We start from the raw sequence: 19,465 nt of genomic DNA, 5'->3' as shown, positions 1-19,465 counted from the left end.
GAGGGATTGAAAAAGCATTATCGTAATTTACGTTTCGCAGACACCTCATTTATTTAAGAAATGCACGGTAAATCGGCTAAAGTTTCTGCCGCAGACACCCCATTTTCAAGTGAAATGAATTGCAATCTTTTTTAAAATGAAATTGTTTATTTTTTAAAACAGTATATGCTCTTTCAGAGACACCCCGTTTCGAAAATGAAACAAATGATCTGGTTATGTGTAAATTTCATTGTCCAACTTGGACACCCCATTTCATGATGACTTCACTATGTTGTTGTACTCATCAATTGGTGGTTGCTTTTTCAATGTGTTCCTTCTTCAATAATTATGATGTCCGCTTTCGGGAAATTATATGCTAATAAATTTAAAAATTTTTTTTGAGTACATGGATACTATGTAGTACAGCATAATTTTTGGTAAGATGAATATAGAATGAATACTAATGAAGAAAGTGGTGTCGTATGAGCGAGTTATTGCGTGTGGAAAATGTTACAGGAGGATATACGAAACGACCTGTATTAAAAGACGTTTCGTTCTCTGTTAATAAAGGCGAACTTGTCGGCTTAATCGGTTTAAATGGAGCTGGTAAAAGTACGACGATTAAACATATTATCGGTTTAATGGAACCGAAAAAAGGAACTGTCACAATTAATGGGAAAACAATTCGTGATGATATGACAGCGTACCGTTCTAGCTTTTCATTTATTCCGGAAACGCCGGTATTATATGATGAATTAACGTTAGAAGAGCATTTGAAATTAACAGCTATGGCGTATGGTGTTGATGAAAAACAATATGAAGAACGTGTAGGACAACTACTACAAGAGTTTCGTATGAAAAATCGTTTAAAATGGTTTCCATCTCATTTCTCAAAAGGGATGAAACAAAAAGTAATGATTATGAGCGCATTTTTAGTGGAGCCATCTCTTTACATAGTAGATGAACCTTTCGTTGGATTAGATCCGTTAGCGATTCAATCCCTTCTTCAAATGATGGACCAAATGAAAAAGAGTGGTGCCGGTATTTTAATGAGCACACATATTTTAGCGACGGCAGAGCGTTATTGTGATTCGTTCATTATTTTGCATCAAGGTGAAGTAAGAGCGAAGGGAACGCTATCTGAACTGCAATCACAGTTTAATATGCCAGGTGCAACGTTAGATGATATTTACATCGCGCTAACAAAGGAAGAAGATTATGAATAGCACAGCGTTATGGAAAGAACGATTTCGTCACTTTCTAAAAGAAGTTCGTACATATAGTAAATACGTATTTAATGATCATTTGAAATTTATTTTCGTGTTCATCATCGGTGCGGGAGCGTATTATTACCAGCAATGGTTACAAACGTTAACAACTTCGTTTCCAACTGCGCTCGTAATGGCAGTATTAATTGGACTCGTGTTAACGGCTGGATCCATTCAAACATTATTAAAAGAAGCGGATCTCGTTTACTTACTGCCAGTTGAAGAAAAGTTAAAACCTTACTTCACAAAGGCATTTCTTTTTACATTTATGATTCAGTTATACATAATCGCAATCGTAGCAGCCGCGCTTGCTCCGTTATACTTCCAACAAATGAAGCAAACAGGAGCTGGCTACATATGGATCGTACTCGCATTTGTCATTGTAAAAGCGTGGAATTTATTTGTAGCGTGGGAAAAGTCATTTTTAACAGATCAAAATATACAAAGGGCTGATTGGTTTATTCGTTTTATCCTAAACGGTTTATTTGTATATTTCCTTGTAGAACGTACTTCAGTTCTTTTCATTGGTGGAATCGTCCTTCTCATGGTGTTATACCTTGCTATCATGCATCAAATGGTCAAAGGAAAGCCACTAAACTGGGAGTATTTAATTTCCGAAGAAGGTAAGAAGATGATGCTACTGTACCGCATTGCGAACATGTTCGTTGATGTACCAGCATTAAAAGAAAGAGTAGCCCGCAGAAAATGGCTAGATTTCATTCTGTCGATGATAGGCGAAAAGCGTACATATTTATACTTATATACGAGAACATTTTTAAGATCTGGTAATTATTTTGGATTATATGTGCGTCTGCTCGCTCTTGGCGGAGTAATTCTTTACTTCATTCCATTTTTATATGGACGATTTATCGTAAGCCTTATCTTCCTATACTTAATCGGTTATCAGCTATTAACTTTATGGAAACATCATCGCATGAAAATTTGGCTTGATTTGTATCCAGTAGGGGGAGAAGAGAAGAAGAAAGATTTTCTTGCTTTATTAAACGCGATTCTAATCATCGGAAGCGTAATCTTTACAGTTATATTTGCACTAGCAACGAAAGATTTCATGATGACAGGAATTTTACTTATCGTAAGCATATTATTTAGTATCGGTTTCGTTTACCAATACGGGGCGAAGCGCATTGAGCGTTTAAATTGAAAGGAATGAACCTATGATTACATACGAAGAGAAGGTTATAAAAGAATTGGAGCAGTGGAAAGCTACATTCATGAAAGATTCTTCTATGATGACACGGTTCTCCAAAAAAGTGCAGACGAAGGTGCAACAGCTCATTCCGGCGAAAGTACAAAAGGTACTAACAGAGACGATTCGTATGATGGTGCAAACGATTAGCGCCGGGTCAAACTTTATAAAGCCGAAACTAAAAGAGACGACATGGTCACTGCAAAGACGTGACGATGAAGTTCGTAAAAAAATGGATGAGTACAAAAAAATAGCAGCGGCAGAAGGAGCAGGGACTGGAGCTGGTGGTATTCTCCTCGGTCTTGCTGACTTTCCGCTTTTACTTACAATTAAAATTAAATTTTTATTCGATGCAGCGACATTGTACGGATTTGATACGAGTAAACAAGAAGAGCGTCTTTTTATCCTTCACGTTTTCCAACTTGCCTTTTCAAGTGACGATCACCGAAAAGAAATATGGAAAGCAATCGAAACGTGGGATACAGAAAAAGAAAATCATATGGACTGGGAAAAGTTCCAAACAGAGTACCGAGACTATATTGATTTAGCGAAAATGCTTCAGCTCGTACCAGTAATCGGTGCCCCAGTCGGCGCATATGCGAACTATCAATTACTGCAAAGGCTTGGAGAAGTGACGATGAATTGTTATCGTATGCGATTGCTGAATAGAGATTAAAAACAAGGCGTCCTACATATGTAATGTAGGACGCCTTTTCTTAGAAGCTAAGTCCGATATAGCTAATTCCAGCTATAATCAATACGATAAAAAGTACAATGATTAATGAAAATCCGCTCTTACCAGCTTGTCCCGCTTCACCGCCGCCATTACCACCACTACCGCCATTACCACCAAGTCCCATATGATATCCTCCTTATTCTTATATGTTGCTTTTACTTTATAACTTTCTGTATTTTCCAATAAATACCTTCTGTAGTGCTAACTAAATTGAAAATCATTTCGTTTTGTTTTATAATTTACTTACCGAACGGTAAGTAAAAATAAGTGAGGTATAGTATGACGAAGAATTTACAAACATCGCAGAACATTGTAGAGGCATCATTTAAACTTATGGCAGAACACGGCATTGAGAAGATGAGTCTTTCCATGATTGCGAAAGAGGTAGGTATTTCAAAACCGGCTATTTACTATCATTTTTCTTCTAAAGAAGCGTTAGTTGATTTTTTATTTGAAGAGATTTTTTCTGATTATCATTTTACAAAATACTTTAATGAAGAGCGGTATACGAAAGAAAACTTTGCAGAAAAGCTAATCGCAGATGGTTTACATATGCTCTCTGAGTATGAAGGGCAAGAAGGAATACTACGCGTTATCAATGAATTTATCGTAACTGCATCGCGAAATGAAAAGTATCAGAAACGTTTATTTGAAATACAAGAGGATTTCTTACATGGTTTCCATGATTTATTGAAGAAAGGCGCGAGACTGGGCGTTGTGTCACAACATGAAACGGAAGAAAATGCTCATACGTTAGCGCTCGTGATCGATAATATGAGTAATTACATGTTAATGGGATTCGAGTTAAAGTATAAAGAAATTTGGATTCGAAATGTGAAAAACGTTATGAAGGAGGAATAGAAGTGAAAATGCAAAAAAACTGGTGGCTCGGTTTTCTTGGATTCATTGGAGTGTATAAAATACCAGGTATGATTGAAGCTTTTCAAACGGACGGAAGCTGGATGAAGTTAATAGGCTTCATATGGCTACTTTGGTTCGGATATTTTATTCCTGAGAAGAAAGAAGATTAAATTCCAATTTTCTGTAAAGTTACGTAAAATATAGATTAAGAGTATTCATATATTAGATTACTAGATTTGGAGTGGTTACATGGATCCATTGAAAAATGAAATTCACCCTGACATGGTCAAGGTGTGGAAAGTTCGGGCTGTAATGGAAGAAGGAATCGGTATTCTCGTCATTTTAGCTTACCTTTTCCTCATGATAAAGTTTGATTGGTGGGCGTGGATTTTGTATGTGATGATTGGGCTAACAGTTGTGTTCGCACCATTTTCGTACTTCTTATTCCCGAAACTACGTCAACGTTATTACAGTTATCAATTAAATGAAGAAGAGCTTGAAATTCAGCACGGTCTTTTCGTCGTAAAGCGCGTATTAGTACCGATGATTCGTGTGCAGCACGTTACGATTGAACAAGGGCCAATTATGAGAAAATACGGATTAGCAGAATTACACATTTCAACAGCAGCAACTTCGCATAGCATCCCAGGTTTAACGATGTATGAAGCTGAAATGTTGAAAACGAAAATCGCAGAATTAGCGAAAGTGAGTGATGAGGATGTATAAAAGGCAGCATCCAATCACGATGTTATTAGAGTTAAAAATAACAGACTTTATACCACTCATTATTTTTCTTTTTAGCTTAAGGGGAAAGTTTCCATTTTGGTATTTAGTTCCTATTGGTTTTGCGTTGATCACAATTATTTCAGCTATCGTAGGCTGGTATTACAAAGTATACTGGGTCGAAAATAACGTATTACATGTGAAACAAGGTCTCTTTGTGAAAAAGGAGAGCTACTTAAATAAAGAACGTGTTCAAACAATTAATACAAGTTCTAACGTACTATACCAAATGCTCGGTTTGAAAAAAATTCAGATTGAAACAGCTGGCGGAGGCGATGAAGCAGAAGTTAGCTTAGCTGGAATTACGGTAGAAGAGGCGACGGAGCTTATTACTTTGCTAAATGAGCCAACTCCAGAAGTGAAAGCAGAAAAAACGTTAGACGAAGCAGCAGAAAATACAGTAGAAAAAGCGATTGTTACAGAGGAAAAACAAACGACAGAGTACAAGTTAACGTGGAAAGAGATTTTAATAGCGTCTGTTACATCTGGTCAATTTGGAGTATTGTTCTCTTTAATCTTTTTCGTTTATCACCAAGTAGATGAGTATATTCCAAAATGGATAAAAAATAGTGTGACGTCATATGTAATGGACCACGATATATATGGCTGGATTTACATGGTAGCTATTTTACTTGTCGTTTCTTGGATGATATCTACAATTGGCTACGCGTTAAAACACGGTAACTTCACAGTAAATCGAAAAAATGATGAAGTCCGTATTTCGCAAGGGTTACTGGAGAGAAAAGAACTCGTACTAAAATTGCATCGTATTCAAGGGATTACGATAAAAGAAGGTATTTTACGCCAACCGTTCGGTTATTGTGCTGTGCAAGTAGAAGTCATTCAAAGTAAGGGAACGGATGACGAAAAAGAAAAAGTTACACTGCATCCTATCATTCGAAAAGATCGAGTGCAACAGTTACTCGCGCATTTACAATTACCATACGAACTGAATGCAAATATTACTTCGTTACCAAAAGCAGCATTGCGCCGTTATCTCATTGATAGTTTCATCTTTTTCGCTATGCTCGCAATCCCGCTTACTGGAATAAGCATATACTTTGAAAAGTATTACATCATGTGGGCATTACTACCGCTCGCAATCCTTATCTTTACACTTGGATACGCAACATTTAAAACAAATGGTTACAGTGTTAACGGAGAACAAATTACACTTGTCTATCGTAGCGTCGGAAAATATACAGGACTTATTAGAAGAAGACACGTCCAATCAATGGAGAAGACACAATCATATTTCCAGCGCCGTGCGGATTTATGTACGTATAAGTTTTCGAGTGCATCATCTAGTTACAAAATAGAGCATACGAGAGTAGAAGATGCGGAGAGAATGCAGGATTGGTATAAGAAGAGAAATAAGTGAGAATTAAATGGAATGGCTCGTCTTTTGCGGAAGACGGGTTGTTTTTTGTGTGAAGAATGCTAGTTGGAAGCAAATTTGTTAAATAGCTTTAAATAAAAATGTTATTACTCGATGTAACAGGAGTAATAACATTTTTTTGTAGTGAATAAAGAATTAACGCCGTCTGACAAGATAAAACAGTACAGATGATACAGCAATAGGAAGGCCAGTATCCAGAAAAGCTTCTAAAGTAAAGGATAGAAAATCTCTGTTGTTAAACCACATAAAGAATAAATGATTGTAGGAAATACCTAACACTATAAATAAAGGAATCCCGATGTTTAATTCGTGACTTCCTTTTATTTTTCTATAACAAAGTTCACCTAATAAACAACCGATAAGAACAGGAATGCTTCCAAGAATTGAAAACATAATAATAGATATCCAAATCGGTCCCCATGAATCCGCATAATTTGGAGTTTGTGCATACTGTAAAACATTCACAGTGACAGAGAAAACTAGTAAGCATATTAAATAACTAATAGAAAATTTTTTCAAGGGAATCAACCTTATAAAATTTCACTTTATTTTTATGAAAATATAAACCTCTTTAAATTATAGATTAGATATATGAGGATAATCAATTTGTATGCATTTCGTGTTTATGGATATATTTTCAATGAATATAAAAGTATAGATGTATAGTCAACTATGAGCATTTAATGTTATCATATTGAATGATATGGAAATTTTTAATAGAATAAGTAACTAAAAATTCAAAGGTAATGAAGCTTTTGTTGTATAAAGAAAATACTTAGTAGTAATCAACAATATTAAAAATAAGATTCGTATTTATATAAATTTAGTAGAAATGGGGTTTTAAAAAGGAATGAGTATAAGCATAACGCGGCAAAAGATTTTGGCGGCCGCTTCTCAAATTGTGCAATGTAAAGGGGTTGCTAAATTAACTTTAGAAGCAGTGGCAAAAGAGGCGGGTGTAAGTAAAGGTGGATTATTGTATCACTTTTCAAATAAAGAAGCTTTAATAGAAGGTATGATAGTCAGAGGGATAGAGGATTATGAAGGGGCCATTTACAATAAAGTAGCGGAAGACTCAGAGAGGAAAGGGAGATGGGTTCGCTCTTTTGTAGAGGAAAGATTAAATAATGAGAGAAGAACAGAAGAGTTATCTAGTAGTATGATGGCAGCATTCATGTTAAAACCTGAATTACTTGAGCCATTACAACAATCATTTCAGCAACTGCAAAAGAATATAGAAAATGATGAGATAGATTCAGTTTGTGCAACAATTATTAGATTAGCAGCAGATGGATTATGGTATTCGGAATATTTAGGGGTTGGAAGACTAAGCCCTGAGTTAAGAGAAAAAGTGATTCAAGCTCTTATTAGGAATTCATATAAATAGAATATACGAACTATATAATGTAAAAATAATTCACCGTTGCTTCTTTAATGTAGTGGTGAATTATTTTTTTTATTAGAAAAATAGAACAATTTTATAGAGTATTGAATTATAACCGTCCAGACGGTATAGTAATATTTGGTTTAAGAGGAAAATGAAACAAAAAAAGAATAAAAGATATTTTTAGCACACTATTCGAAAGGATAGGCCGCAAAGCTTAGAGTCTACGGTAATACATATTGGTTACTAAGATCGTCTGGTTGCACATTTTTGATGCAACCGGACGGTCTTTTTTTGTTATATAAATATAAAAAATAGGAGGGAACTATGCAAATGAAAAGTACTAAAAGACATATTTCAATGGTTTCATTAGTTTTTCTAGTATTATTTTCAGTGCTGAATGTGTGGGCTCCAGTTATTCAAGCTGCTGTGATGAAAAGTCCAGTGGACGAAATTAATATTTCCCGTACTGATGGCACGACATCTGAACCGTATCAAGCCTCAGATGGTATGAAAGTAGAAGTGAAGTGGTCAGCTAAAGAAAAAATAAAAAGTGGAGATCAATTCACAATTGATATGCCAAAAGAGTTTCGAAAAGACCTTATGAATATGAGTTTTCCTTTAAAAGATGCTGAAGGAAAAACAGTTGGTACATGTGAGATGAAAAAGGGTCTATTAACGTGTACTATGGGGGATTACGTAGAAGGAAAGAATAACATTAAAGGTTCTTTATTCGTAGAATTCTACTTTGGTCTAGAAGCATATGATGGTGTTAAAGAAATTCCATTAGAATTTAACGTTGATGGTCAAATCGTCAATAAAGAAGTAAATGTAAGTAATACGACAGAGAGACCGAAGCCACAGCCCAATACAGATAATCTATTGAAATGGGGTTCTTATAATCAAGAAGATCCTTCGATTGCTGATTGGCTTGTATATGTAAATGCAACTGGAACAGAAATGCAAGATCTTAAATTAACAGATACATTAGGACCTGGGCATGAGTTAATTACAGACAGCGTAGTATTAGAAGAGGCTGTATTTGAAGATGGTTATGCACCAACAAATATTAAGCCAGCAGATTTATCTAACATTAAAATTAATGCAACAAAGGCTGGATTTACAATTGAGTTTCCAGACAGTTCAAAAGGTTATATTTTAAGATATAAAACAAAGATTACTAATCCTTCTGCAAAACCTCATAAAAATACTGTGAAATTAGAAGGTAAAAATATTAAAACTGAAGAAAAAGTAGGACAAGTATTCGTAAGTGGTGGAGGGGGAACCGGTTCAGGTGACGATAATCCACCTAGTATTGAAAAAAATATAGTTGATGAGAATGGCAAGCTTGTAGAGAATGAGCAGCTAACACAAATGGATCAAGTGATTCAATACCAAGTTGGTACACATATACCAAACGATCCTCCTAAATACACATCAATGGTAATTAGTGATGATTTAGAAGATGTTTTAGAAGTATTAGAGGCAAAAGTGTATGATCAAAATGGCCAAGATATTACTTCTAAAGGGACGTTAAAGATAGATAAGCAAAGAAGTGAAGTAACATTTACGTTTGGTGAGAATTTTGACTATAAGTCATATGAAGACCAGAGAATCAATCTTAGTATCAAGGCGAAAATTAAAAATAATGCAGACTTATCTTCTTACGTAGATAAGAAGATTCCTAATAAAGCGGAATTACATTTTGATGATAAAACATTAACATCAAAAGAAGTAACTATTACGCCGCCCGAAGCTCCAAAAGACGGTACAGTATCGATTCATAAAATAGATTCTGAGAATCTGAACAAAGGGTTAAAAGGTGCCGAATTTGAAGTTCGAAATAGTGCAAATGAAGTTGTTGCAAAACTGAAAACGGACGAAAAAGGTTTTTCAGTACCTCAAACTTTAGCTCCTGGAACGTATAAAGTTTATGAAACAGTAGCACCAGAAGGATATCAAAAATTAAAAGAACCAGTAGAGGTTACACTTCAAGCTGGAGAAACAAAAACAATTGAAATTAAAAATACTGTGCAAAAGGGTCAAATTGAAGTAAAGAAAATTGATTCGGAAAATGGTGAAAAACCATTAGCAAATGCAGAGTTTGATATAGTAAAAGACGGTGTAGTAGTCGAACATATTGTTACAGATAAAGATGGTAAGGCAATCTCTAAACCGTTAGCACCAGGGAAATATATTTTAAAAGAAACGAAAGCGCCTGAAGGCTACCAATTAAAAGAAGCAGAGTTCGAAGTAAATGTAACAGGGGACGGCATATTCCCAATACAAGTGGAAAATGCAATGGTAGACAAAGGTAATATAGAAATTACAAAAGTGGACAAAGAAAACGGAGCAGTATTAGCGGGTGTCGAATTTGAAGTCCAAGATGAGAAAGATGAAGTAGTAAGAAAAGTAGTAACAGATAAAGATGGAAAAGCAAACGTTTCAGATCTATCAGTAGGAAAGTACAAATTAGTAGAGACGAAAAGCTTACCGGGTTATAAAAAGCTAACAGAACCAGTACCATTTGAAATAAAAAAAGGTATGACAAAAGCTTTAGCAATAAAAGTAGAAAATGAGCAGTTAGACAAAGGCTCAGTAGAAATTATAAAAATAGATAAAGATAGCCAAAAAGTACTAGAAGGCGTAGTCTTCGAAGTGCAAGATGAGCAAGGCAAAGTAGTAACAGAAGTAAAAACAGATAAAGATGGTAAAGCAAAAATCTCTGATTTATCAGTAGGGAAGTACAAATTAGTAGAGACGAAAAGTTTACCAGGCTACAAAAAGCTAACAGATTCAGTATCATTCGAAATTACAAAAGGTATGACAACAGTCCTATCGTTGAAAGTAGAAAATGAACAGTTAGATAAAGGTTCAGTAGAAATTATAAAAATAGATAAAGACAGCAAAAAAGCATTAAAAGGCGTAGTCTTTGAAGTGCAAGATGAAGTTGGAACAGTAGTAAAGGAAGTAAAAACCGATAAAGATGGTAAAGCAAAAATCTCAGATCTATCAGTAGGAAAGTACAAATTAGTAGAGAAAGAAAGTTTACCAGGCTATAAGAAATTAACAGAGCCAGTATCGTTTGAAATTACAAAAGGTATGACCGAGATTTTATCATTAAAAATAGAAAATGAAATGGTAGATACGGGAAATATAGAGATAACAAAGATAGATAAAGATAATAAAGCACCGTTAGCGGGAGTAACATTCATCGTACAAGATGAAAAGGGTAAGGAAGTTACGAAAGTAACGACAGATAAAGAAGGAAAAGCAAATGTTTCAGATTTACCTGTAGGAAAGTATGAATTAGTAGAGGTAGAAAGTTTACCTGGTTATAAAAAGTTAGAAAAACCAGTATCATTTGAAATCAAAAAAGGCATGACCGAGGTCCTATCATTGAAAGTAGAAAATGAAATGGTGGATACAGGGAATGTAGAGATAACAAAAATAGATAAAGATAGTAAAGCTCCATTAGAAAATGTTGTATTTGAAGTACGTGATTTAAAAGGAAAAGTAGTTGCGAAAGTAAAAACGGATAAAGAAGGAAAAGCAAACGTTTCAGATTTATCTATTGGAAAGTATGAGTTGGTAGAAGTAGAAACACCGGCAGGATACAAACCACTAGAAAAGCCAATTTCATTCGAAATTGAAAAGGGTAGAGTAACAGCATTACAATTGACTGTAGAAAATGAATTAGTGGATACAGGAAATGTAGAAATTACAAAAGTAGATAAAGAAAATAAAGATGCTTTAGCTGATGCAGTCTTTGAAATTCAAGATGAAGCAGGACAAGTAGTCGCTAAAATAACGACAGATAAAAAAGGACAAGCACAAGTTACTAATTTATCAGTCGGCACATACAAGTTAGTAGAAGTAAAGGCACCAAAAGGGTATAAACAATTAGTAGATCCGATTACTTTCCAAATTGAAAAAGGTATGACAAAATCTCTTGCTTTAACAGTAGAAAACGAAATGTTAGACAAGGGAAATGTGGAAGTAACAAAAGTAGATAAAGATAGTCAAAAAGTATTAGAAGGCGTAGTCTTCGAAGTACAAGACGACAAAGGAAAAGTAGTAACAGAAGTAACGACAGATAAAGATGGAAAAGCAAACGTTTCAGATCTATCAGTAGGAAAATACAAATTAGTAGAGACGAAGAGCTTACCAGGTTACAAAAAATTAACGGAACCAGTATCATTCGAAATCAAAAAAGGTATGACGAAAGTTTTATCATTGAAAGTAGAGAACGAACAGTTAGATAAAGGTTCAGTAGAGATTATAAAAGTGGACAAAGAAAGTGGCGCAGTATTAGCGGGCGTAACATTCGAAGTGCAAGATGAAAAAGATAAAGTAGTAACAAAAATAACGACAGATAAAGAAGGACAAGCAACAATTTCAGATTTACCAGTAGGAAAATATAAGCTAGTAGAGGTAGAAAGCTTACCAGGATATAAAAAACTAGCGAAACCAGTATCATTCGAAATCAAAAAAGGTATGACAGAAGTTTTATCACTAAAAGTAGAGAACGAATTAGTAGATAAAGGCTCAGTAGAAATTACAAAAGTGGACAAAGAAAGTGGCGCGTTATTAAAAGGCGTAACATTCGAAGTGCAAGATGAGCAAGGCAAAGTAGTAACAAAAGTAACAACAGATAAAGAAGGAAAAGCGAAAATTTCAGATCTATCTGTAGGGAATTACAAACTAGTAGAAGTAGAAAACTTACCAGGCTACAAAAAGCTAACAGAGCCAGTATCATTCGAAATTAAAAAGGGTATGACAGAAGTCTTATCATTAAAAGTAGAGAATGAACAGTTAGACAAAGGTTCAGTAGAAATTACAAAAGTAGATAAAGATAGTCAAAAAGTATTAGAAGGCGTAGTCTTCGAAGTTCAAGACGACAAAGGCAAAGTAGTAACAGAAGTAAAAACAGATAAAAATGGTAAAGCAAAAATCTCAGACTTATCTGTAGGAAAGTACAAATTAGTAGAGAAAGAAAGCTTACCAGGTTACAAACAATTAACAGAACCAGTATCGTTTGAAATTACAAAAGGTATGACAGAAGTTCTATCATTAAAAATAGAAAATGAAATGGTAGATACGGGAAATGTAGAAATTACAAAAATAGATAAAGATAATAAGGCACCGTTAGCAGGTGTAGTCTTTGAAGTACAAGACGACAAAGGCAAGGTAGTAACGAAAGTAACGACAGATAAAGCTGGAAAAGCAACAGTTTCAGATTTATCAGTAGGAAAGTACAAGCTAGTAGAAGTAGAGAGTTTACCAGGCTACAAAAAATTAGAAAAGCCTGTACCATTTGAAATTACAAAAGGTATGACAAAAGTCTTATCATTGAAAGTAGAGAACGAACAGTTAGACAAAGGTTCAGTGGAGATTACAAAAATGGCCGCTGAAAGCAAGGAAGTCTTATCAGGAGCTGTGTTTGAAGTTCATGATGAAAAGGGAAAAGTAGTAGTGAAAGTAACAACAGATAAAGATGGAAAGGCAAAAATCACAGATCTATCTGTAGGTAACTACACACTAGTAGAAGTAGAAGCACCAAAGGGATATGAAAAATTAACTAATCCAATTCCATTTGAAATTACAAATGGAATGATAAATGCAGTTCAATTAGAAGTATTAAACAAATTGAATCATTTAGCACCACCAGGTCCAGAAACACCAGATCCAGAAAAGCCTGGAACACCGAATCCAGAAAAGCCTGGAACACCGAATCCAGAAAAGCCTGGAACACCGAATCCAGAAAAGCCTGGAACACCAGATCCAGAAAAACCTGGAACACCGAATCCAGAAAAGCCTGGAACACCAGATCCAGAAAAGCCAGGGACACCGAATCCAGAGAAACCTGAAAAAGAATTACCGAAGACAGGGCAGAAAGTGCCTGTGGAACCATATATGGGAGCACTTCTTGTAATGATGAGTTTTGGGTTACTCGTATTAGGTAGAAAACAGCAGAGATAATAAAGGTGAAAAGGTATCCTCAAAGTATTTGAGGATACCTTTTTTAGCATAAAAAAAAGCATCTAGCAAAAGTACTAGATGCAAATAAAAACACAAGGGAAGACAAAATTCTTCCCTTTTCCCGTATGTAATTATATCAAAAAATTTATAAAAAACTAGCTATATTTAAAATATAATTTTTAAAAAAGTTATATACATAAATAATTGCAATACTCGCAGTTTTATCTTTCTGAAAAATCCATTTCTTTAATTTTGAATATTAAGACTAATGTTGATAAATCTTCAGATAATTAGAAAAAATAACCAAAAGGATATATAATATTGCTTAATAAATAATTTTAATGAATTACATATATTTCATTTGGTGTATTAATTGAATATCATAATTTTAAATTTTATTAAGCAAGAATCTCGGTTACTTATTGCATTTCTAACATAGGGTGAGATAGAAAAATACAATAGTGTGGAGGTTTTTATAATGACGTTTGTTCTTAGTAAAATGAATGGGTTTAGCATAGAAGAAAAGGTACATGAATTTGAATCTAAAGGATTCCTTGAAATATCAAATGAAATCTTTTTACAAGAGGAAGAGAATCATCGTTTATTAACACAAGCACAGTTAGATTATTATAATTTGGAAGATGATGCGTACGGTGAATGCCGTGCTAGATCTTATTCAAGGTATATAAAGTATGTTGATTCACCAGATTATATTTTAGATAATAGTAATGATTACTTCCAATCTAAAGAATATAACTATGACGATGGCGGGAAAGTTAGACAGTTCAATAGCATAAATGATAGCTTTTTATGCAATCCTTTAATTCAGAATATCGTGCGTTTCGATACTGAATTTGCATTTAAAACAAATATAATAGATACAAGTAAAGACTTAATTATAGGTTTACATCAAGTAAGATATAAAGCTACTAAAGAAAGACCATCTTTTAGTTCACCTATTTGGTTACATAAAGATGATGAACCAGTAGTGTTTTTACACCTTATGAATTTAAGTAATACAGCTATTGGTGGAGATAATTTAATAGCTAATTCTCCTCGGGAAATTAATCAGTTTATAAGTTTGAAGGAGCCTTTAGAAACTTTAGTATTTGGACAAAAGGTCTTCCATGCCGTAACGCCACTTGGAACAGAATGTAGTACGGAGGCTTTTCGTGATATTTTATTAGTAACATTTTCTTATAAGGAGACAAAATGAGAGAGAATAAAATAATTATGATTTCTGGAGCCAATAGCGGTATAGGTCATGCTTGTATAAAATACTTTTTAGAAAAATCATTTCATGTAATAGCGCTTGATATTAATAATAATAACTTAATAGATTATATGAAAACAGATATGCCTTTGAAAGTAGTGCAAATTGATTTAAGTAATAGCGAAGCGATTCAGAATCTTTTTACTCAATTAGATTTAGAAAAGCTTTCTCCTGATATATTAATAAATGCAGCTGGTATTCGAGAGATAACACCTGTTTTACATTTATCCGATGATATGTTTAAAAAAGTAATTGATGTAAATTTAGTAGCCCCATTTATCCTTTCTAGGGAAGTAGCTAAGCGATGGTGTAAATCGAAAATAAAAGGTTGTATTGTGAATATAGCATCGGTTTCTGGATTAATGGCTGAACCAGAGCGAGCTGCTTATGTTGCATCAAAGCATGCTTTAATCGGATTGACTAAACAGATGGCTATGGAATTTGGGAAGCAAAATATAAGGGTAAATAGCATTTCTCCCGGTGTTATTAGAACCGAACTTACAGAAGAATACTTTAGTAATAAAGCCTTGATGTCTATGATAAAAAGTAATCAATCTTTAGATACTTGGGGGTTGCCACAGGATATTGTTTCATGTATTGAGTACTTGATTTCTGATCAGGCCCGCTTTATTACTGGTTCTAATTTTGTAATTGATGGTGGTTGGACTGCTGGAAAAAATTTATAATTGAGTGTTTTTGAGGAAAAGCACCTGTCCTTTTTTTAGGCTGGTGTTTTTCTCACTATAAACCGAGTTTTTATTGGAGGGGGATTAATTTGCTTCAAAAGAGTTTTAAGCAAGAGAAAACGGTACCGGCCTTAAAGATGATAGCATCAATGGTTATCTTTGGATCAGTTGGATTTTTTTCTGTTCAAACAAACTTACCTTCGTTTGAATTAGTGTTTGTAAGGTGTATTTTTGCGACAATATTTTTAAGTGTATGCTGGTTGCTTACAGGGCAATATAAACAAGATAAATGGGAACGAAAAGAAGTTATTCAAGTTTTAATATGTGGTTTTTTCTTAGTATTTAATTGGGTTTTCTTATTTAAAGCCTTTGAAAATATGTCAGTTACCATTGCTATCTCAGTTTATCATCTTGCACCCGTAATTGTACTGTTAATTGGAAGTATCGTCTTTAAAGAAAAATTAACATTCATATCTATCATTTCAATAATTGTGTGTTTTGCAGGAGCTTTATTAATTGCTGGTATCGATGGAAGCTTCTCTGTCGGTTCATTAATGTCTTCAGGTATGATATGGGGATTTCTTGCGGCTCTCTTTTATGCATTTACAACTTTATTTGGTAAAGGGATTAACAAAATGAGTGCGTATGCAATGACATTTTTACAAACATTCTTGGGGATATTTCTTTTAATACCATTTATAGATTTAGATGCTTTTAGTGGCCTCACTCAAAGTAATTGGACATATATTATAGCTACTGGTTTTATTCACACAGGGATAGTATATTATCTGTTTTTTGATAGTTTACGCTATTTATCTACAAAAACAATCTCAATATTAGTTTTTTTAGATCCGGCAGTGGCAATATTATTAGATACTGTACTTACTGGATTCCGTCCAACTTTAATGCAAATAACAGGAATTCTTTTTATTTTTATTGGCATGACTTTAACATTAAAAAAATCTAAAGATAAAAAACTAAGCCAAAAAGAAAAGCGAATTGAAAGCGATGCTAGTATATCTCAACAATAATGAAATATATTGTGTATAAAACGATAAACCTTGCATGAATCATGTAAGGTTTATTTTAGTTCAATATAATTCATATTTATAATACATAATTTTCAAAACTGAGGTATGTGTTTCTTTAATATGCTTTTGATTCAACTATTTTTATTTGACTATAAATTTACAAAAATGTATATAAAACCTTATTTTTTGATAATATATAAGTAATAAATTCATAGAATTGGAGTGATGGGATGCAGCCTTTAGAAAGGGAGATTCATTCTAATATGCTGAAAGTGTGGAGGATGCACGCTTTAATTGGGGCGGTAGTTATACTAACAGTCGTAATTGCGTATTTCTTTTTTATGATTAACTTTAACTGGTGGGGCTGGTTGTTTGGACTATTAGTAACAGGAGCTATTACATTTATTCCCCTTGATTATTTTGTGTTTCCAAATTTACGTCAACGCTATTATAGTTACAGATTAAATGAAGAAGAGATTGAGATTCAAAAGGGAATGTTCGTTGTAAAACGCGTACTTATTCCGATGATCCGTGTGCAGCACGTAACGATTGAGCAAGGGCCGATCATGAGAAAGTATAATTTAGCAGAATTACATATTTCAACAGCCGCAACTTCTCATAGTATTCCAGGTTTAAGGAAAGAAGAAGCAGAACAGCTGAAAAGACAAATTGGAGAACTTGCGAAAGTGAGTGATAAGGATGTATAAGAGGCAACATCCGATTACGATATTGTTAGGTATTAGGATTGCGAGTTTGTTGCCACTTATTATTCTTGTTTTATTTAAACCTGATGAACAAGTGGAACCTTGGTATTTATTTTATCTTTTTCTTCTGGTTGTTTTATTCATCATGGCTATTTTTTCAGCAATTAAATGGTATTTTAAAGTGTACTGGATTGAGAATAATATTTTACATATAAAGCACGGTGTTTTTGTAAAGAAGGAAAGCTATTTAAATAAAGAGCGTGTACAAAATATTAGTACGTCTTCTAACATCATTTATCAAATGCTCGGACTTATGAAGTTAAATATAGAAGTAGCCGGTGGTGGTAATGAACCAGAAGTGATGTTGGCTGGTATTAAAGAAGACGAGGCAAAACATTTAATTTCTTTATTACATAAGAAAGAAACTACTGTAAAAGAAGAAATAGAAGAGGAAGAAAGCAAGACGGTTTATCAGTTAACAGCGAAAGAGGTTTTAGCCGCAGCGATTACATCTGGTCGGTTCGGACTAGTGTTCTCTGGACTAGTACTTCTTTACACAAAGTTTGATTTTGTTCTTCCTGAAGGATTCACAAGTAAAGTAGAAGCGTATGTGATGGGAAACGGTGTTTATAAACTAATTGTAATTGCATTAATTTTAATGGCAATTTCGTGGATTATTTCCACAGCTGGATATGTGTTGAGATATGCAAACTTTAAAATCGAGCGAAAAGGGGAAGAGATTCGTATCGTTCAAGGATTATTTGAAAAGAAAGAGTTTGTCTTAAAATTGCACCGCATTCAAGCGATTACTGTAAAAGAAGGTATGCTTCGCCAGCCGTTTGGCTATTGTGCTGTTGAAGTGGAAGCAATTCAAAGTATTGGAGCAGCAAGTAACGAAGTAATGTTGCATCCATTTATGAAGAAAAAAGATGTACAGCACCTGATCACATATTTAGAGTTACCATATGAAATCGAAGCGGAGATCGTTCACTTACCAAAAACAGCGTTGCGTCGTTATTTCATTATGGGCTGGTTAATAAGTATCATACTCACAGTTCTAATTGCCAGCGTGAGTATATATTTTAAACAATATATTGCGTTGTTTGTTATTTTACCGTTATTTATCGTGTTTTCGTTACTTGCGTATGCTAGATATAAAAGTGGCGGTTATGAATTAAGAGAAAATCAACTAACGGTTGTATATCGTAATTTTTCGAAATATACAGGAATAATGCGAAGAAGACATGTTCAAGCAGTAGGTTATAATCAATCGTATTTTCAAAGAAAAGATGAATTATGTACAACTCTTGTAGCGGTAGCCGGGCGGGGTTATGAAGTAAAGCATATGAGAAAAAAAGATTCACTTCGTATATATAATTGGTACAAAGAAAAAGGAAACACCGGTGTGTAATGGTGTTTCCTTTTTGTCATTAAATTGATATCTTTAGTCGAATCGTTGATATATTTCAAGATATGATAGATATATTCGGAAAATCGTTGATATATTTCAAGATGTGATAGATATATTCGGAAAATCGTTGATATATTCAAAGATATGATAGATATATTCGGAAAATCGTTAATATAATTTCACGTACTGTTAGTGTTGTATTATGTTTTAATTAAACTAACACATCAAAAGTAGTCACAAAAGATGGACGAGAGAAAATACTCTTTTGCTGTTCCGCATGTGGATGCGCTGGAGCTTGTCCTTCTGCTTGCGTGGGACGTTTTTTATGAGCGTTTTCGAATGAACGTGATTCTGTCCAGTCTTTAAAGTTTTGCTCTGTTTCCCACATCGTTAAGATGACGTATGTATCGTTACTTAATGGGCGTAGAACACGGATCGCTTGGAATCCTGGTTCGTTTTCAATAAGGCCTGCGCGGTTTTTAAAACGGTTTTCAAATACAGGGCGACCTTCGTCTGTGACAGAAATGTTGTTACAAACGATATAGCCAGGTTGTCCTTTAAATTCACCGACAGCATCTAGTACGTCATACTGAAGTGAACCTTCTACAGATTCTTCTGTATTTTCTTTATAAAACATATTTTTTTCATCATTTTTTGCAGTGAAATGTGCTTGTTCTAGAGGTGTTTCGTATGAAATAATAGCCTTCATTTTAATGCCCCCCTTAATAGTTTGTTTCTATTATATCAACTCTCTTAAAAAA

General features: G+C 34.1%; 17 protein-coding genes and 1 riboswitch. Of the genes, 14 read left to right on the top strand and 3 right to left on the bottom strand.

Going from position 1 to position 19,465, the window contains the following annotated elements:
* The first annotated feature begins 461 nt into the window (after positions 1-461).
* From ecsA to ecsC, 3 genes are read left to right on the top strand one after another with little or no spacing between them, the layout of a single operon-like run.
* Positions 462-1,205, top strand: coding sequence for an ABC transporter ATP-binding protein EcsA (gene ecsA, locus MKY38_RS16625; RefSeq protein WP_001292603.1), 744 nt, complete (start codon positions 462-464; stop codon positions 1,203-1,205).
* A complete protein-coding gene (ecsB, locus tag MKY38_RS16620) occupies positions 1,198-2,409 on the top strand; it encodes an ABC transporter permease EcsB (RefSeq protein WP_001089131.1) in 1,212 nt (403 codons plus the stop codon). Before ecsA ends, ecsB begins: the two co-directional genes overlap by 8 nt.
* Before the next feature lie 13 nt (positions 2,410-2,422).
* On the top strand, positions 2,423-3,130 hold the full coding sequence (ecsC, locus tag MKY38_RS16615) for an ecs operon protein EcsC (RefSeq protein ID WP_000634142.1): 708 nt from the start codon (positions 2,423-2,425) through the stop codon (positions 3,128-3,130).
* A gap of 40 nt (positions 3,131-3,170) precedes the next feature.
* Here ecsC and MKY38_RS16610 read toward each other — a convergent pair whose 3' ends face one another.
* Complete coding sequence (locus MKY38_RS16610; RefSeq protein ID WP_000522758.1) at positions 3,171-3,314, bottom strand: YjcZ family sporulation protein; 144 nt, start codon at positions 3,312-3,314, stop codon at positions 3,171-3,173.
* A gap of 155 nt (positions 3,315-3,469) precedes the next feature.
* Between MKY38_RS16610 and MKY38_RS16605 the strand changes: the two genes are divergently transcribed.
* The 4 genes from MKY38_RS16605 (at position 3,470) to MKY38_RS16590 (ending at position 6,215) form a co-directional block, all read left to right on the top strand.
* Positions 3,470-4,051: a TetR/AcrR family transcriptional regulator gene (locus tag MKY38_RS16605; RefSeq protein ID WP_070179917.1), complete on the top strand. Its 582-nt coding sequence runs from the start codon at positions 3,470-3,472 to the stop codon at positions 4,049-4,051.
* 2 nt (positions 4,052-4,053) lie between these two features.
* Positions 4,054-4,221, top strand: a complete 168-nt coding sequence (locus MKY38_RS16600) for a hypothetical protein (RefSeq protein ID WP_064473049.1) — start codon at positions 4,054-4,056, stop codon at positions 4,219-4,221.
* Between the two features lie 79 nt (positions 4,222-4,300).
* Complete coding sequence (locus MKY38_RS16595; RefSeq protein ID WP_063546728.1) at positions 4,301-4,777, top strand: PH domain-containing protein; 477 nt, start codon at positions 4,301-4,303, stop codon at positions 4,775-4,777.
* Positions 4,770-6,215 (top strand): PH domain-containing protein, encoded by a 1,446-nt coding sequence (locus MKY38_RS16590; RefSeq protein WP_114555795.1) that lies wholly within the window; start codon positions 4,770-4,772, stop codon positions 6,213-6,215. Before MKY38_RS16595 ends, MKY38_RS16590 begins: the two co-directional genes overlap by 8 nt.
* Before the next feature lie 153 nt (positions 6,216-6,368).
* On the opposite strand, the gene MKY38_RS16585 is transcribed toward MKY38_RS16590, so the two are convergent.
* The gene (locus MKY38_RS16585) at positions 6,369-6,752 is read right to left on the bottom strand and encodes a hypothetical protein (RefSeq protein WP_114555794.1); all 384 of its coding nucleotides are present in this window, start codon (positions 6,750-6,752) and stop codon (positions 6,369-6,371) included.
* A 331-nt stretch (positions 6,753-7,083) separates the two neighbouring features.
* Here MKY38_RS16585 and MKY38_RS16580 point away from each other — a divergent pair, with 331 nt between their 5' ends.
* From MKY38_RS16580 to MKY38_RS16550, 7 genes are all read left to right on the top strand, one after another.
* The gene (locus MKY38_RS16580) at positions 7,084-7,620 is read left to right on the top strand and encodes a TetR/AcrR family transcriptional regulator (protein WP_046392431.1); all 537 of its coding nucleotides are present in this window, start codon (positions 7,084-7,086) and stop codon (positions 7,618-7,620) included.
* Between the two features lie 172 nt (positions 7,621-7,792).
* Positions 7,793-7,885: riboswitch (cyclic di-GMP riboswitch) on the top strand.
* A gap of 59 nt (positions 7,886-7,944) precedes the next feature.
* Positions 7,945-13,599, top strand: coding sequence for a SpaA isopeptide-forming pilin-related protein (locus tag MKY38_RS16575; RefSeq protein ID WP_341049174.1), 5,655 nt, complete (start codon positions 7,945-7,947; stop codon positions 13,597-13,599).
* Between the two features lie 478 nt (positions 13,600-14,077).
* Positions 14,078-14,815, top strand: a complete 738-nt coding sequence (locus tag MKY38_RS16570; RefSeq protein ID WP_000144813.1) for a 2OG-Fe dioxygenase family protein — start codon at positions 14,078-14,080, stop codon at positions 14,813-14,815.
* Positions 14,812-15,558 carry an SDR family NAD(P)-dependent oxidoreductase gene (locus tag MKY38_RS16565; RefSeq protein WP_065223820.1) on the top strand — a complete coding sequence of 249 codons (747 nt, stop codon included), beginning with the start codon at positions 14,812-14,814 and terminating at the stop codon, positions 15,556-15,558. The genes MKY38_RS16570 and MKY38_RS16565 overlap by 4 nt, the downstream gene beginning before the upstream one ends.
* A gap of 89 nt (positions 15,559-15,647) precedes the next feature.
* A complete protein-coding gene (locus MKY38_RS16560; RefSeq protein ID WP_000939625.1) occupies positions 15,648-16,589 on the top strand; it encodes a DMT family transporter in 942 nt (313 codons plus the stop codon).
* 230 nt (positions 16,590-16,819) lie between these two features.
* The gene (locus MKY38_RS16555) at positions 16,820-17,296 is read left to right on the top strand and encodes a PH domain-containing protein (protein WP_065223821.1); all 477 of its coding nucleotides are present in this window, start codon (positions 16,820-16,822) and stop codon (positions 17,294-17,296) included.
* Positions 17,289-18,704 carry a PH domain-containing protein gene (locus MKY38_RS16550; RefSeq protein ID WP_065223822.1) on the top strand — a complete coding sequence of 472 codons (1,416 nt, stop codon included), beginning with the start codon at positions 17,289-17,291 and terminating at the stop codon, positions 18,702-18,704. The genes MKY38_RS16555 and MKY38_RS16550 overlap by 8 nt, the downstream gene beginning before the upstream one ends.
* Positions 18,705-18,915: 211 nt before the next feature.
* Here the strand turns inward: MKY38_RS16550 and hmoB are convergent, their stop codons facing one another.
* Entirely contained in the window at positions 18,916-19,413 is a 498-nt protein-coding gene (gene hmoB / locus MKY38_RS16545) for a heme-degrading monooxygenase HmoB (RefSeq protein WP_000644062.1), read from the bottom strand.
* Between the last annotated feature and the right edge of the window lie 52 nt (positions 19,414-19,465).

This window comes from Bacillus sp. FSL R5-0585 (assembly GCF_038004545.1).
Taxonomy (GTDB): domain Bacteria; phylum Bacillota; class Bacilli; order Bacillales; family Bacillaceae_G; genus Bacillus_A; species Bacillus_A cereus.
Note: the sequence above shows the minus strand (reverse complement) of the source record. Positions and strands in the feature narration are given on the sequence as shown.